This is a genomic window from Pseudoalteromonas sp. 2CM37A (genome assembly GCF_023161885.1).
GTDB classification, from domain to species: Bacteria; Pseudomonadota; Gammaproteobacteria; order Enterobacterales; family Alteromonadaceae; genus Pseudoalteromonas; species Pseudoalteromonas atlantica.
This window is the reverse complement of the sequence record NZ_JALNTJ010000010.1, coordinates 64,312-78,987: the sequence shown is the minus strand read 5'-3', so window position 1 is coordinate 78,987 and position 14,676 is coordinate 64,312. Positions and strand designations below refer to the sequence as shown.

At 42.0% G+C, this 14,676-nt stretch carries 15 protein-coding genes; 14 read left to right on the top strand and 1 reads right to left on the bottom strand.

Annotated elements, in window-relative coordinates; translation table 11 throughout:
- Positions 1–279 precede the first annotated feature (279 nt).
- The 4 genes from coxB to MTF68_RS17155 are packed head-to-tail and all read left to right on the top strand — an operon-like array spanning position 280 to position 4,449.
- Positions 280–1,416, top strand: coding sequence for a cytochrome c oxidase subunit II (gene coxB / locus MTF68_RS17170; protein ID WP_004588214.1), 1,137 nt, complete (start codon positions 280–282; stop codon positions 1,414–1,416).
- Complete coding sequence (gene ctaD, locus MTF68_RS17165) at positions 1,416–3,008, top strand: cytochrome c oxidase subunit I (RefSeq protein ID WP_248463149.1); 1,593 nt, start codon at positions 1,416–1,418, stop codon at positions 3,006–3,008. Before coxB ends, ctaD begins: the two co-directional genes overlap by 1 nt.
- Positions 3,008–3,538, top strand: coding sequence for a cytochrome c oxidase assembly protein (locus MTF68_RS17160; RefSeq protein WP_004588216.1), 531 nt, complete (start codon positions 3,008–3,010; stop codon positions 3,536–3,538). The genes ctaD and MTF68_RS17160 overlap by 1 nt, the downstream gene beginning before the upstream one ends.
- 35 nt (positions 3,539–3,573) lie before the next feature.
- On the top strand, positions 3,574–4,449 hold the full coding sequence (locus tag MTF68_RS17155) for a cytochrome c oxidase subunit 3 (RefSeq protein ID WP_004588217.1): 876 nt from the start codon (positions 3,574–3,576) through the stop codon (positions 4,447–4,449).
- On the opposite strand, the gene MTF68_RS19775 is transcribed toward MTF68_RS17155, so the two are convergent.
- A complete protein-coding gene (locus MTF68_RS19775) occupies positions 4,349–4,660 on the bottom strand; it encodes a DUF2909 domain-containing protein (RefSeq protein WP_085065488.1) in 312 nt (103 codons plus the stop codon). The genes MTF68_RS17155 and MTF68_RS19775 overlap by 101 nt on opposite strands.
- A gap of 14 nt (positions 4,661–4,674) precedes the next feature.
- Between MTF68_RS19775 and MTF68_RS17145 the strand changes: the two genes are divergently transcribed.
- The 10 genes from MTF68_RS17145 to MTF68_RS17100 all read left to right on the top strand — a co-directional run bounded on the left by MTF68_RS17145 (position 4,675) and on the right by MTF68_RS17100 (position 14,620).
- Entirely contained in the window at positions 4,675–5,415 is a 741-nt protein-coding gene (locus MTF68_RS17145; protein WP_248463148.1) for an SURF1 family protein, read from the top strand.
- Positions 5,405–5,899: a transmembrane cytochrome oxidase associated protein gene (locus tag MTF68_RS17140; RefSeq protein WP_248463147.1), complete on the top strand. Its 495-nt coding sequence runs from the start codon at positions 5,405–5,407 to the stop codon at positions 5,897–5,899. Before MTF68_RS17145 ends, MTF68_RS17140 begins: the two co-directional genes overlap by 11 nt.
- Before the next feature lie 30 nt (positions 5,900–5,929).
- Positions 5,930–6,919 carry a COX15/CtaA family protein gene (locus MTF68_RS17135; RefSeq protein ID WP_121638114.1) on the top strand — a complete coding sequence of 330 codons (990 nt, stop codon included), beginning with the start codon at positions 5,930–5,932 and terminating at the stop codon, positions 6,917–6,919.
- Between the two features lie 12 nt (positions 6,920–6,931).
- Positions 6,932–7,861 carry a heme o synthase gene (gene cyoE / locus MTF68_RS17130; RefSeq protein ID WP_024033912.1) on the top strand — a complete coding sequence of 310 codons (930 nt, stop codon included), beginning with the start codon at positions 6,932–6,934 and terminating at the stop codon, positions 7,859–7,861.
- Entirely contained in the window at positions 7,858–8,475 is a 618-nt protein-coding gene (locus MTF68_RS17125; protein ID WP_248443682.1) for an SCO family protein, read from the top strand. The genes cyoE and MTF68_RS17125 overlap by 4 nt, the downstream gene beginning before the upstream one ends.
- Positions 8,476–8,638: 163 nt before the next feature.
- Positions 8,639–8,911 carry an STAS domain-containing protein gene (locus MTF68_RS17120; RefSeq protein ID WP_004588224.1) on the top strand — a complete coding sequence of 91 codons (273 nt, stop codon included), beginning with the start codon at positions 8,639–8,641 and terminating at the stop codon, positions 8,909–8,911.
- An 8-nt stretch (positions 8,912–8,919) separates the two neighbouring features.
- Positions 8,920–9,282: a response regulator gene (locus MTF68_RS17115; RefSeq protein ID WP_248463146.1), complete on the top strand. Its 363-nt coding sequence runs from the start codon at positions 8,920–8,922 to the stop codon at positions 9,280–9,282.
- Positions 9,283–9,296: 14 nt separating this feature from the next.
- The gene (locus tag MTF68_RS17110; RefSeq protein WP_248463145.1) at positions 9,297–11,384 is read left to right on the top strand and encodes a chemotaxis protein CheA; all 2,088 of its coding nucleotides are present in this window, start codon (positions 9,297–9,299) and stop codon (positions 11,382–11,384) included.
- Positions 11,381–11,866 (top strand): chemotaxis protein CheW, encoded by a 486-nt coding sequence (locus MTF68_RS17105; RefSeq protein ID WP_248463144.1) that lies wholly within the window; start codon positions 11,381–11,383, stop codon positions 11,864–11,866. Before MTF68_RS17110 ends, MTF68_RS17105 begins: the two co-directional genes overlap by 4 nt.
- Before the next feature lie 48 nt (positions 11,867–11,914).
- Entirely contained in the window at positions 11,915–14,620 is a 2,706-nt protein-coding gene (locus MTF68_RS17100; RefSeq protein WP_248463143.1) for a methyl-accepting chemotaxis protein, read from the top strand.
- Positions 14,621–14,676: the final 56 nt, after the last annotated feature.

The window sequence follows — 14,676 nt, the reverse complement described above, 5'->3', positions numbered from 1 at the left end:
ATTTAATACGCCGTCATTTAGTCAAATTTAAAATATCACTTGATTGTTTTTTATACTAAAACTTGCTTGTTGTACGTTTTTTAGCTAATCATTAATGTGCTGGACTAACAATAACTCACAGCTTTTTAGTTATGAGAACACACAATATACACAAACCTTTTGTTGTCCTAGCGATACCGATCAAAAATAAGATTGGTTAAAAAATAAAAATAACGAATTGGCGTTTAAGCCGTATGCCTCTTCGCTTTGCATTCGCAATAGCATCAAAGGAGCCGTCACATGGGTAAACTGACCTCTACCTTGTGGCTTGTGTTGATTATGTTCCCGCAGCAAGTGCTGGCTAATAGCCAATACAATATGCGCAAGGGCGTAACCGATATAAGTAATAATGTATATCAGCTACACATGACCATATTTTTAATATGTTGTGTGATTGGGGTGATAGTGTTCGCAATAATGTTTTGGGCACTGATTCATCACCGTAAATCTAAAGGGGCAGTTCCTGCCCAATTTCATGAAAGTACCAAAGTAGAAATTCTTTGGACTGCCATTCCGTTTGTTATTTTAATTGCCATGGCAATCCCTGCCACTAAAACCCTCATTGCGATGGAAGATGCCAGTAAGGCCGACTTAACCATTAAAATTACAGGGTCACAGTGGAAATGGCATTATGAATACATGGGCGAAGACGTAGAGTTTTACTCTATTTTATCTACCCCTCAAGACGAAATAGCCAACCTTGCTAATAAAAACCCCAATTACTTACTTGAGGTTGATAAACCTTTAGTACTGCCAATTAATCAAAAGGTGCGTTTTTTAATGACCTCTGATGATGTTATTCACTCTTGGTGGGTACCCGATTTTGCCGTTAAAAAAGATGCCAACCCGGGGTTTATCAACGAAACGTGGACCAACATTAACGAAGAAGGTATTTACCGAGGACAGTGTGCAGAGCTGTGCGGTAAAGATCATGGTTTTATGCCCGTGGTGGTTGAAGCTAAATCGCAAGAGGACTTTAACGCATGGCTTGCAGATGCTAAGCAAGCTAAGCAAAAAGCCGCACTTGCTGATGCAGCATTGCTTGAGACAACAATTCCTAAAGAAGAGCTAATGACACTAGGTGAGCAAGTGTATATGGCAAGTTGCGCTGCGTGTCATCAGCCTACAGGTATGGGTTTACCGGGTGTATTTCCTGCGTTAAAAGGCAGCCCCATTGTTTTGGGTGATATAAAAGATCACATTGATGTAGTGATTCATGGTCGCCCAGGAACTGCAATGCAGGCATTTGCAAAGCAGCTCTCAATTAAACAACTTGCAGCGGTAATTACCTATAAACGTAATGCGTGGGGTAATGAAACGGGTGATGTCATCCAACCTAGTGAAATTCAGGCAGCACTTGATGCGGAGGCGAACTAATGAGTAGCATAGTAGAACAACCTAACGCCAATAACGCTCACCACGGCCATCACCCAGCCAAAGGTTTTAAACGTTGGTTATACACAACAAACCATAAAGATATTGGCAGCATGTACTTAATTTTTTCGCTGACTATGTTTTTAATTGGTGGTGCAATGGCCATGGTTATTCGGGCTGAGTTATTTCAGCCAGGATTACAATTGGTAGACCCACACTTTTTTAACCAAATGACCACAGTACACGGTTTAATTATGGTGTTTGGTGCTGTTATGCCAGCCTTTACGGGGCTTGCTAACTGGATGGTACCGCTCATGATTGGTGCGCCAGATATGGCGCTGCCCAGAATGAACAACTGGAGCTTTTGGATTTTACCCTTCGCTTTTTTAATTTTATTGGCCTCGTTATTAATGCCTGGAGGCGGCCCCGCATTTGGCTGGACGTTCTATGCGCCGCTTTCAACAACGTACAGTAACGACAACACCGCAATGTTTGTGTTTGCAGTGCACATTATGGGGATTAGCTCAATTATGGGCGCAATAAACGTTATTGTGACCATTGTTAATTTGCGTGCCCCAGGCATGACATGGATGAAACTACCATTATTTGTTTGGACATGGCTAATAACCGCATTTTTATTAATTGCTGTTATGCCCGTACTGGCGGGAGCGGTCACTATGGTGCTCACCGATAAATACTTTGGAACCAGCTTTTTTGATGCGGCAGGTGGCGGCGATCCGGTGATGTTTCAGCACATATTTTGGTTTTTTGGCCATCCCGAAGTGTACATCATGATTTTACCCGCCTTTGGTATTATTTCGACCATAGTGCCTACATTCTCACGTAAAAAACTATTTGGTTATGCCTCAATGGTTTACGCAACCTCATCTATTGCATTACTGAGCTTTATAGTGTGGGCGCATCATATGTTTACGACCGGTATGCCCGTTGCTGGCGAGCTATTTTTTATGTACGCGACCATGCTGATATCGGTGCCTACAGGGGTAAAAGTATTTAACTGGGTAGCCACTATGTGGCGAGGGTCAATAAGTTTTGAAGTGCCCATGCTATTTAGTATTGCCTTTATTGTGCTGTTTACCTTAGGGGGCTTTTCGGGGCTGATGTTGGCTATAACCCCTGCTGATTTTCAGTATCACGATACTTACTTTGTGGTGGCGCACTTTCATTACGTGTTAGTTACGGGGGCAATATTTTCGATTATGGCGGGGGCTTATTATTGGCTGCCTAAGTGGACGGGCAACATGTACAACATTGCCTTGGCTAAGTGGCACTTTTGGTTGTCGCTGGTAAGCGTAAATGTATTGTTTTTCCCTATGCATTTTGTAGGGCTGGCAGGTATGCCGCGCCGTATTCCCGATTACGCCCTGCAGTTTGCTGATTTTAACGCAATCATAAGCATAGGTGGGTTTGCCTTTGGGTTATCGCAGTTACTCTTTGTGGCGGTGGTAATTAAATGTGCCCGAGGGGGCGATAAAGTCCCTGCAAAAGTATGGGGTGGTGCTGAAGGTTTAGAGTGGGAAGTGGACTCTCCTGCGCCGTATCATACTTTTTCTACGCCGCCGGAAATTAAATAATGACACATGCACCGCTATTAAAGCGCCTAATTCTTATTTGTATAGGTATGTTTGCTTTTGCATTTGCCTTAGTGCCCTTATATGACGTGTTTTGCGACATAACTGGGCTTAATGGCAAGCCGTCGCTTGAGCAAGCTAAACAAAGTACACAGGTTGCACAAAATCGAGAAATAGGTGTGAGCTTTACAACCCATGCGCAAAGTGGTGCGCCGTTTATTGTTAAATCTAAAGAATACAGTGTTGATGTGAAACCAGGTGCCATGCGTGAGGTAATGTTTAGCGCAAAAAACACCAGTGATATTGATAAAGTAATGCAAGCGGTACCTTCTGTATCGCCCGGAAAGGCAGCCAAGTACTTACATAAAATAGCGTGCTTTTGCTTTGATCAACAACCCCTAAAAGCGGGTGAAGAGCTTGAGTTTAAGCTGCTTTTTTATGTTGATACCGCACTGCCGAGCGATGTAGAAGAGCTAACTTTATCGTACACCGTATTTGATATTAGTGAGCAGCTAGTAGCAAGTAATAACTAGCCTGCATGTCTAGTGTAAAACTAGGAGCAAGTAACATGAATCAAGATTATGAAAACTACTACGTACCCGAGCAAAGTCCTTGGCCCATAGTGGGCGCGGTGGCGTTATTTTTTATTGCAGTGGGTGCGGCTTTAACAGTCATGAACTTAGAAAGTGAAGGGGGCAGCGGTGTGTACTTGCTATATGCAGGCATTGCAGTGCTGCTGTATATGATTTTTAGCTGGTTTAAAAATGTAATTAGCGAGTCTGATCAGGGCTTATATTCAGCGCAAATGGACCGCTCATTTCGACAAGGAATGAGCTGGTTTATATTCTCTGAAGTTATGTTTTTTATGGCCTTTTTTGGCGCATTATTTTACGCCCGCATACTGTCGGTGCCTTGGCTTGGCGGCGCTGGGAATAATGCGATGACCAACGAGGTGCTTTGGCCGACCTTTGAGGCCGTATGGCCACTACTAACCACACCAGCAGGTGAAACCACGCAAGCTATGGGGTGGCAAGGCTTACCCCTTATTAATACGCTTATTTTATTAGCGTCTTCGGTTACTTTGCACTTTGCTCACGTAGCCATTGAAAACAATAAACGTAAACCGCTAAAGGTGATGCTAGGGGCAACCATTTTATTGGGTGTGTGCTTTTTAGCATTGCAGGTAGAAGAATATATTTATGCCTACAACGACTTAAACTTAACACTAGATGCAGGCATTTACGGGAATACATTCTTTTTGCTGACAGGTTTTCATGGCATGCATGTGACCCTTGGCGCCATCATTTTGTTTGTTGTATTTGTGCGTATTTTAAAAGGCCACTTTACGAAAGATAAACATTTTGCGTTTCAAGCAGCGGCTTGGTACTGGCATTTTGTTGATGTGGTGTGGCTGTGTTTATTTGTTTTTGTGTATGTGTTGTAACGGCTAATGGTGAGTGATTAGCCTTTATAAAACCAAGTTTTACAGCGGCTATCACCATCACCAAAACCACCACAGAAAACAGCACGCGACGGCCTAAAAAATGCGACATAGGCCGACCGCCAGATTTATCGGTCACCATAATAAATAGCGCTCTAAACAAGTTGAAAAGTATAAATAGTAACAGCAGCACAATAATAATTTTAATAATCACTGGGTTGACCCTTTATGCAGTTAATTTTAAGGCGTAAACAAAAGCTTAGCTCATTTATCGCACTTTGCGTTGTGGTAGCTGTGGTGCTGGTATGTGTACGTTTAGGGTATTGGCAATTAGCAAGGGCTGAGCAAAAGCAGCAACAGCTAACAGCTATAGCTAACATGCAAACCCAAGGCGTAATGAGCTGGCAGCAATTACAGGCAATGCCTACAAAGTGGAATAAAACAGGTGTAGTGGTTGAGCTTGTCGGAAAAATAATAAATCAGCAATACTGGCTTTTAGATAACCAAGTTTACCAAGGGCAAGTCGGTTACGATTTATTGGTTTTATTTAAGCCAAGCCAAGCAAGTGACGCTTTACTCGTTAATTTAGGGTGGGTAAAAGCGCCTATTTCACGCAGCGAATTACCTAACATCCAACTTCCTAAACGTAATATTACGTTTAAAGCGCAGATAAAAGAGCGAAATTTAACGAGCTTTAACTTACAAACCAATGCGACAAAACATGACCTTCAAAAACGAATTCAATCAATAGATTTACAAAAGCTAAGTGAGCAGAGTAATCAATCGTTATTTAATTTTATGGCTTATCGTCAAGGTGCAGGAGATGCGCTAGCTATACCGCATTATAAAGCGGTGGTGATGAGTCCGCAAAAGCACCAAGCGTATGCAGTGCAATGGTTTTTAATAGCCTTAGCCTGTGTAGTGGTGGCCATTTTTGCCAGTAAAAAGAGGACTAACAATGAAAAATAACCCCTTAGTTTTGTTTGTTGTATGTTGCGCTGTACCGCTAGTACTTGCATACGGTGCGCTAAAACTAGACTGGTTGCCGAGCGCCATTACCAATAATGGCGAGTTTTTACAGCGCGAAGTAAAGCTTGAAAACTGGCAGCAACACAACCCTAAGCAATGGACAATTGCGCTTAATTACTCCAATAAATGTAATGCTTCGTGCGATGAGCAGCTCAATGCGCTTGATAACTTATATATCGCCTTAGGAAAAAATCAGGGCAAGGTTGATATGGCTGTAATGGGAGCGCCTAAAGTTAAAAACATTCCTTGGAAAACCTTTAACGCGCAACAAAATTTGCAGCCCGCTAGCCTATATTTAATCGATCATATGGGGTTAGTGGTGCTTGAATATCCGTTTAAAGAGCAGCCACAAGAAAACCGTTTAGTGCAAAAAGGTTTATTAAAAGATTTAAAAAAACTGCTTAATTATTCTCGTTCAAGCTAATTAATAGCGCATTGTTAATGGGAGATTCCTATGTATAAAAATTATAAAAACTGGGTACTTGCAACGGGGTTACTTGCGCTGTTGGTGGTAGGGCTAGGTGCTTATACACGTTTAAGTGACGCAGGGCTTGGTTGTCCTGATTGGCCCGGTTGCTATGGGTTTTTAACTGTACCAAAGCATGAAGCCGATATCGCACTGGCTACCCAAAGTTACCCAGATATGATGTTTGAAACCGCCAAAGCGTGGAAAGAAATGATCCACCGTTACTTTGCAGGCGCGCTGGGATTGCTTATTTTAGCGCTATTTGTGTTGGCTTTTGTAAAGCGCCATTACTCAAACACGCCGGTTAAATTACCGCTAGCCTTATTGTTGTTAGTTATATTTCAGGCTGCGCTGGGTATGTGGACCGTTACTATGAACTTACAACCGCTCATTGTAATGGGGCATTTGCTGGGGGGATTTAGTATTTTATCGCTAATCACTCTTTTATACTTACGTTTAACCAGTAAAACCATAGAGGGCGGAGATAGTAGCGCTAAACGCTATTTTTCATTGAGCTTAGTTGCATTGGCTGTGTTGGTTATTCAAATTGCATTAGGTGGGTGGCTTGCAGCAAATTATGCGGCGCCACACTGTAATGGCCTACCGCTGTGTAGTTATGCGCAGCCATTTTCACTCAGTAGTGTGTTTCAGCTGCCGCTTGAGCACAGTAATTATGAGTACGGAGTGCTATCGCAACAGGCGCGTATGTCTATTCATTTACTACACAGAATTTGGGCGCTAGTTACATGTATTGTGTTGGCGCTAATTATGTGGCGTATATACAGTCAGGCGCAATCTGCAAAAATAAAACACTGTACTGTCAGCGTGCTTGTTGCGCTACTTTGCCAAATTAGTTTGGGGCTTGCGGTGGTGCATTGGCACTTTCCGCTTGGAGTGGCGCTGGCGCACAATTTAATGGCAGCTATCTTGTTATTGACTATGGTTAGGTTGTGTTACTACCTAAAAGCACGCACTTAAAGGGGAATAATTATGGCACTCACACTCGATAAAAAAGAACTACAGGTTATTAGCGCACACCCTTTTATTCAACGTGCTTATAATTTACTGCAAGATTACTTAGCTATTAGCAAGTTTAAAGTAGTGGCTATGTTGGTACTTACTGCTTGGGTTGGCTTGGCACTGGCGCCTGATGTAGGGCGAGGCATTGCAGTACAATTTATTAGTTTATTAGGCATTGGTTTGCTCTCTGGCGCTGCGGCAGTAATAAATCATGTTGTTGATAGCGAAATAGATACAAAAATGGCGCGTACACGCCACCGCCCTGTAGCTAAAGGCCGGCTTAGTAAAACCCATGCGTTAAGCTTTGCAGGTGTGATAGGGGTTGCTGGTTTTATAATGCTAATGCTTTGGGCAAACACACTAACAGCCGTACTTACTTTGTTTGCATTAGTTGGGTATGCTTTTATTTATACCTCTTTTTTAAAGCGTGCCACACCGCAAAATATTGTAATTGGTGGCTTAGCTGGGGCAATGCCGCCTTTATTGGGCTGGGTTTCTGAAACCAACCAAATGGCAGCCGCGCCATGGTTACTCGTAATGATTATATTTACGTGGACCCCACCGCATTTTTGGGCACTGGCAATAGCACGCAAAAGCGATTACGAACGCGCTAAAATTCCTATGTTGCCAGTAACTCACGGTATCGACTTTTGTAAAACGTGTGTTGTGGCTTACACCATATTACTGGCGCTTGTATGTGTATTACCTTATTTAATTGGTATGTCGGGCGGCATTTATTTAGTCGGCGCATGTGTGCTCAATGCACTCTTTTTGTATAAAGCGGTTAAGCTTAAATTAGCCCCTAGCGATGACACCGCAATGGACTTATTTCGCTTTTCAATTGTGCATTTAATGGTACTCTTCGTGATCTTATTTATAGATAAATGGCTCCCTTTATGAAGCAGTTACGGATTAGCTTAGTTGTAATTTTTTCGTTTTTATTAGTCGCTTGCTCAGAGCAAAATAGTGCACCCGATGTGCAAGCCTTAGTGTATGAGCAAGCAAAGCCTCTTTCTGATTTTACACTTAACGACCAAAACGGTGAGTTAGTCACCAAAGCGCAATTTTTGGGGCAGTGGAACTTAGTGTTTTTAGGCTATACCAGTTGTCCAGATATTTGCCCATTAACGCTTGCTAAACTAAACAGCGTGTATAAAAAGTTACATAACGAATACCCACTGCAAATTTGGTTTATGTCGGTAGACCCTCAACGCGATACGCCGGAAAAACGCAAAGCGTATATTGATTATTTTAACCCTGACTTTTTAGCTGTTTCGGGTGAGCACAAAAACCTATTCCCGGTGGTTAGAGAGCTTGGTCTAATTTATGCCATTAGTGACTCGCAAGAATCAGAATATGCGGTCGATCATAGTGCTTCGGTGGCTTTAGTTGATGCAAATGGAGCGGTAAGAGCCATATTTAAGCCTGAATTCCAACAAGGAAATGTGCCCCTTATTAATACCACTCAACTTATTAGCGAATTTAAACAAATAGCGGATTACTATAAAAACTAGTTTTAAACTTTTCACGCATTTTAAAAGGAGCTTAGGCTCCTTTTTTGCTTTTTAGCGCCACTTTTAAAAGTTTTATTAATTTTTTTGAGCCTTTTATGGCAATTTTAATAACTAAGGCTAAGCTTTTGTTATGAATTGAATTGACAGGGAAAGTCCTGAAAAAATGCTAAAACTTCCAAGCGAACTTGCGATTATGCAAGTAGAGACTCTTCACCAAGATTTATTACAAGAACTCAATAGCAACAACGATATTTGTTTAGATGTCAGTGAGGTTGTTTCAGCCGATACCGCGTCAATTCAACTTTTGTGTGCCTTACAAAAACACCTACTTACCATACACCATAAAATTGTATGGGTAGGCAGCAGTGATGCACTTCAAAACGCCATTAATCAACTTGGCTTAAGTCAATATTTAACACTTGAAAGTAAAGGTTAGAGGTTTATATGAAGAAAATTTTAGCGGTTGATGATTCTGCGTCAATGCGTCAAATGGTGAGCTTTACGCTTAAAACCGCAGGTTTTGATGTTACCGAAGCAAAAGATGGCAGCGAAGCCCTCGCGATTGCCAAGCAGCAAATTTTTGATGCGGTAATTTCAGATGTAAATATGCCCATTATGGATGGCATTACGCTTATCAGAGAGCTCAGAGGCCTTCCTGATTACAAATTTACGCCGCTACTTATGCTAACCACAGAGTCAGGATTAGATAAAAAAGTAGAAGGTAAAGCAGCTGGCGCAACAGGCTGGATTGTAAAGCCTTTCAACCCGGATCAGTTACTAGCGGTACTTAAAAAAGTAATTCGTTAACTGAGGAGTGCGGCGTGAGTATAGATTTAAGTCAATTTTTTGAAGTGTTCTTTGAAGAAAGTTTTGAAGGCCTAGATACAATGGAGGCCGAGCTATTAAATTTAGAGCCCGGCGAAGAAGACTTAGAAACAATAAATACTATTTTTAGAGCTGCGCACTCAATTAAAGGGGGCAGTGGCACCTTTGGCTTTAACTCTGTGGCTGAGTTTACCCATGTGCTAGAAACCCTACTGGATCAAATACGACAAGGTGAGCGCGAACTCACCACCGAGCACGTTAATTTATTGCTTAAAGCTGTTGATTGCTTGCGTGGGTTACTCGGTGAGCTGCAAGCAGAGCAAGAGCCTGATTTATCACACGCAACAACCTTAAAAAAACAGTTTGAAATTGTACTGGAAATGCAAGCCGATTCAGCCCCAAGCGAGGCAAGCGAAGTAACGGCTGCTGCTGAGGTAAATACCTTTCAAATTGATTTTAAACCGCATCATCACCTTTTTAAAACAGGCAACGAGCCTTTATTTATGATCAGCGAATTAGCTGAACTCGGTGAGCTTGAAACACAGGCCTTTTTAGACGATATCCCAGATATTAAAGATTTAAGCAGTGACGAGTGCTACTTACATTGGCGCTTTTTTTTAAATACCAGCGAAAAAGAAGCCGCCATTAAAGAGGTATTTGAATGGGTAGAAGATGATGCCGATATAAAAATAGAGCTCTGTGGCGGGTTATTTGATGAAGACACTTCTCACACCGCAAACGCTGATGAAAAGAGCAGCGATAGCACAGCTCAAACACCGCCTATTAGCGATGCTCAAAAAGCACCCGACAAACCTAAAAGCAAACCCACAGCCGATAAAAAGCCAACATCAGCACCAGAGTCTACCTCCATAAGAGTAGGAATAGACAAAGTAGACTCGTTAATAAATATGGTCGGTGAGCTGGTGATAACACAAGCCATGTTAAATCAGTTGAGCGAGCAAGAAATTAGCGAATCAACCATTACGTCATTACAAGAAGGTTTGGCACAACTGGCGCACAATACCCGAGACCTGCAAGAAAATGTTATGCGTATTCGTATGTTACCGATTAACTTTGTATTTAGCCGGTTTCCGCGCTTAGTGCGCGATATAGCGCAAAAACTAAATAAACAGGTGGAGTTAAAATTATTAGGCGAGCAAACCGAGCTAGATAAAACGGTAATGGAAAAAATATCTGACCCCATGGTGCACCTAGTCAGAAATTCGCTCGACCATGGCCTTGAAACAATTGAACAGCGGGTTGCCGCAGGTAAAGACCCAGTGGGCACTGTGACCTTAAATGCCTTTCATCAAGGTGGCAATATCGTGATAGAAATAATGGACGATGGGCAAGGCTTAAATACGCAAAAAATTAAAGAAAAAGCCATTGCTAATGAGCTGATCACCGCTGATTGTAATTTAACAGATGATGAAATTAACGAGCTTATTTTTATGCCTGGCTTTTCTACCGCCGATGCGGTTAGCGACTTATCTGGGCGTGGTGTAGGAATGGATGTTGTTAAGCGCAATATTCAATCTTTAAATGGCTCGGTTGAAGTTTCATCAGCGCCTGGCGTTGGTTCTACCTTTACAATTAGGCTGCCCCTTACGCTTGCCATTTTAGATGGGCAATTAGTTAAAGTTGCCCAGCATACTTATATTATTCCGCTTATTTCTATTGTTGAATCGCTACAGATTGATATCACTAAAGTAAGCCGAGTGGGTAAAGACTTAGATGTACTAAGGCTGCGTGACGAATACATTCCTATTTTACGCTTATATCAAATTTTTAATCATCAAAACGCCATAGAGTCATTAGACAAAACCTTGCTGGTGGTTGTTGAAACCGACAACCAAAAAGTGGGTTTGCTGGTAGATGACTTACTTTCGCAGCAGCAGGTAGTCATAAAAAGTTTAGAGGCCAATTACCAAAAAGTAGATGGGGTGTCTGGAGCAACTATTTTAGGCGACGGGCGTGTATCGTTAATTGTTGATATTAGCGGCTTAATAAAATTATCAGGGCTTAAAAAACCAGGTAGCCAAGAGCTAATCATAGAACCTAAAACACCTCTGGAGGCTTCATGATTAGTGAGCAAAGCGAGCTAAACAACAAAATTGATTTAGGGCAACAGCAAGGCGTTAAGCAGTTTTTAACCTTTATTATGGCCGGCGAAGAATACGGCGTAGATATATTAACCGTGCAAGAGATCAGGAGCTGGGAAGAAATTACCGTACTACCCAACGCGCCGGATTTTGTTAAAGGAGTGATAAACCTTCGCGGCACCATAGTGCCAATAATAGATTTACGCTTACGTTTTGGCTTGCCAAGCACTGAATATGGGTCATTAACGGTTGTTATTGTTGTAAAAGTTATTTTTGAAAACGATTCAAAAATAATGGGCATCGCAGTAGATGCGGTTTCAGATGTTTACAGCATTGCAGAGCAAGACGCCAAGCCCGTCCCTAGCCTGTCTGATTCGAGTAATTGTGAATATGTCGCAGGGTTGGTGAACGTGGGCGAAAAAATGGTCTCGTTGATAGATTTACAAAGAACAATGGATATATAGCCACAGCGCTATGTAGCAACAAAAACAAACATAAAGGTGGTGATGGGCATGGGATGGTTTAGTAATCCGAAGCAGTCAGAATCAAGTAATGACTTAATCGTTAATGCATTAAATAAATCATTAGCGGTTATTGAGTTTGAACCCAGTGGCAGAATAATTACGGCTAATTCAAACTTTTTAAATGCAATGGGATACCGTTTAGAGGAAGTGCAAGGGCAGCACCACTCTATGTTTGTTGAACCAGATGAAGCACAAAGCAGCGAGTATAAAAATTTTTGGCAACGCTTGCGCGGTGGTGAGTTTATTTCTAATGAGTTTAAGCGTCTTGCTAATGGAGGGCGAGAAGTATGGATCCAAGCTACCTATAACCCAATTATTGATAGCCAAGGGCAAGTACTAAAAGTAATTAAATTTGCTACCGACATTACCGAACAAAAGAAACAGGCCGCTGAAGCGCAAGGCCAACTTGAGGCAATTAGTAAATCTCAGGCGGTGATTGAGTTTAATCTTGATGGCACAATTATTACTGCCAATGACAATTTTTTAAATGGTTTAGGCTATCAACTTAGCGAAATAAAAGGCCAGCATCATAAATTATTTGTCGACCCAGAATACGCTAAAACAAACGAGTATAAACAATTTTGGGATAAGTTAGGACGAGGCGAGTACGACTCGGGCGAGTACATGCGAATAGGCAAACAAGGGCAAGAAATATGGATTCAAGCCTCTTATAACCCTATTTTCGATTTAAACGGCAAGCCTTATAAGGTTATTAAATACGCCAGTGATATCACCGCGCAAAAACAGCTAGAGCGCGAGTCTAAAAAGGCTGCCGACTTAGCAAGTGCGTTAACTGTTTGCCAAGCCAATGTAATGATTGCCGATAAAGACCTAAATATTGTATTTGTAAACGATCAGGTTAAGTTAATGCTCAAAGCGCGAGAAACTGAGTTGCAAGGTGTGCTACCTAGTTTTTCTGTTGATAATTTAATAGGCACGTGTGTTGATGATTTTCATAAGCACCCAGCTCATCAACGCGAACTATTAAAAAACTTAAAACAACCTTATAAAACTGAGTTACGTTTAGCGGGGCTTATTTTTAGTTTAATTGCTACACCGTGGATAAATCATGAAGGTAAGCATTTAGGCACCATTGTTGAGTGGGAAGATATTACCGATAGCGTAGCAAAAGCAGAGCAAGAACGTGCTGAAGCACAAGAAAACTTACGAGTAAAACAAGCGCTTGATACCGTAGCAACAAACACCATGATAGCCGATGCTTCAAATGTAATTGTATACATGAACAACGCGGTTAAATCGATGATGAGTATTGCTGAAGATGATTTGAAAAAGGAGCTGCCAAACTTTGATAGCACCAATTTAATGCAGCAAAACATTGATATATTCCATAAAAATCCGGCTCATCAACAAAACCTACTAGCTAAGCTTACAACAACTTACCGAGCCGAAATAAAAGTAGGCGGGCGCACCTTTGGTTTAGTTGCAAACCCTATTTTTACACCAGAACAAGAACGCATAGGCACCGTAGTTGAGTGGGAAGATAGAACAGGCGAAGTTGCAATAGAAAAAGAAATTGCACAATTAGTCAGCGATGCAGGTAATGGCGATTTAGAAACCCGAGTAGAGGAAAAAGGTAAAGAAGGCTTTTTCTTACGCTTAGCGCAGGGCTTAAACAGCTTAGTTGAAATTGTGGATGATGCCGTTAGTGATACCGCGCAAATGCTTGATGCAATGGCCAATGGCGACTTATCAAAACGCATAGAAAAAGAGTATCAAGGCTCGTTCGATAAGCTCAAGCAAGATGCTAATACCACAGCAGATAAATTGACTGATGTGATTAACCGAATTAACTCATCGGCCACGTTAGTAGCCAGTGGCGCAGAGGAAATTTCGCAAGGCAACGCCGATTTAAGCCAGCGTACCGAAGAACAAGCTTCATCACTTGAAGAAACCGCCTCAAGTATGGAAGAAATGACCAGTACCGTAAGACAAAATGCAGATAACGCAAAAGTCGCTAACGATTTAGCCGAAGAAACCTGCGAGAAAGCAATTCAAGGTGGTGAAGTAGTTAATAGAGCTGTAACGAGTATGTCGGCCATTAACGAGTCGAGTAAAAAAATTGCAGACATTATTGGCGTGATTGATGAAATTGCCTTTCAAACTAATTTACTGGCACTTAACGCCGCCGTTGAAGCAGCTAGAGCGGGTGAGCAAGGCCGTGGCTTTGCCGTTGTTGCTGGTGAGGTGCGCAATTTAGCGCAGCGCTCAGCTGGAGCAGCCAAAGAAATTAAAGAGCTTATTAGAGACAGCGTTGCAAAAGTTACCGATGGCTCTGTGCTTGTAAATGAGTCGGGCGAAACACTCAGAGAAATTGTTTCAAGCGTACAACGTGTTACGCAAATGATTTCGGATATAACCGAAGCCTCTGAAGAGCAAAGCGCAGGTATTGAGCAAGTTAATAAAGCGGTTGCCCAGATGGATGAAATGACCCAGCAAAATGCGGCCCTTGTAGAAGAAGCGTCTGCGGCGGGCGAGTCAATGGCTGAGCAAGCAAACGAGATGCGTCAGTTATTGCACTTTTTTTCACTCGGGCAGCAAGGCATGAACACATTGCCAAATACACACTTTGAACGCTCAGCGCCCCCTGCGCGCCAACCTAGTGGCTATTTAAAAAATACCCAACCCAAAGGCGAAAACTTTATAGACTCAGCAGATGAATGGGAAGAGTTTTAGTCATTACTGGCTTGCTAGTTAATACCCTAGCAAGCCTGCTTTACAAGGGATGGTAT

Coding starts and splice junctions, on each gene's coding strand:
- coxB (WP_004588214.1), top strand. CDS start 280: ATGGGTAAACTGACCTCTACCTTGTGGCTTGTGTTGATTATGTTCCCG.
- MTF68_RS17145 (WP_248463148.1), top strand. CDS start 4,675: ATGCAGTTAATTTTAAGGCGTAAACAAAAGCTTAGCTCATTTATCGCA.
- MTF68_RS17115 (WP_248463146.1), top strand. CDS start 8,920: ATGAAGAAAATTTTAGCGGTTGATGATTCTGCGTCAATGCGTCAAATG.
- MTF68_RS17120 (WP_004588224.1), top strand. CDS start 8,639: ATGCTAAAACTTCCAAGCGAACTTGCGATTATGCAAGTAGAGACTCTT.
- MTF68_RS17125 (WP_248443682.1), top strand. CDS start 7,858: ATGAAGCAGTTACGGATTAGCTTAGTTGTAATTTTTTCGTTTTTATTA.
- cyoE (WP_024033912.1), top strand. CDS start 6,932: ATGGCACTCACACTCGATAAAAAAGAACTACAGGTTATTAGCGCACAC.
- MTF68_RS17100 (WP_248463143.1), top strand. CDS start 11,915: ATGGGATGGTTTAGTAATCCGAAGCAGTCAGAATCAAGTAATGACTTA.
- MTF68_RS17105 (WP_248463144.1), top strand. CDS start 11,381: ATGATTAGTGAGCAAAGCGAGCTAAACAACAAAATTGATTTAGGGCAA.
- MTF68_RS17160 (WP_004588216.1), top strand. CDS start 3,008: ATGACACATGCACCGCTATTAAAGCGCCTAATTCTTATTTGTATAGGT.
- ctaD (WP_248463149.1), top strand. CDS start 1,416: ATGAGTAGCATAGTAGAACAACCTAACGCCAATAACGCTCACCACGGC.
- MTF68_RS17140 (WP_248463147.1), top strand. CDS start 5,405: ATGAAAAATAACCCCTTAGTTTTGTTTGTTGTATGTTGCGCTGTACCG.
- MTF68_RS17155 (WP_004588217.1), top strand. CDS start 3,574: ATGAATCAAGATTATGAAAACTACTACGTACCCGAGCAAAGTCCTTGG.
- MTF68_RS17135 (WP_121638114.1), top strand. CDS start 5,930: ATGTATAAAAATTATAAAAACTGGGTACTTGCAACGGGGTTACTTGCG.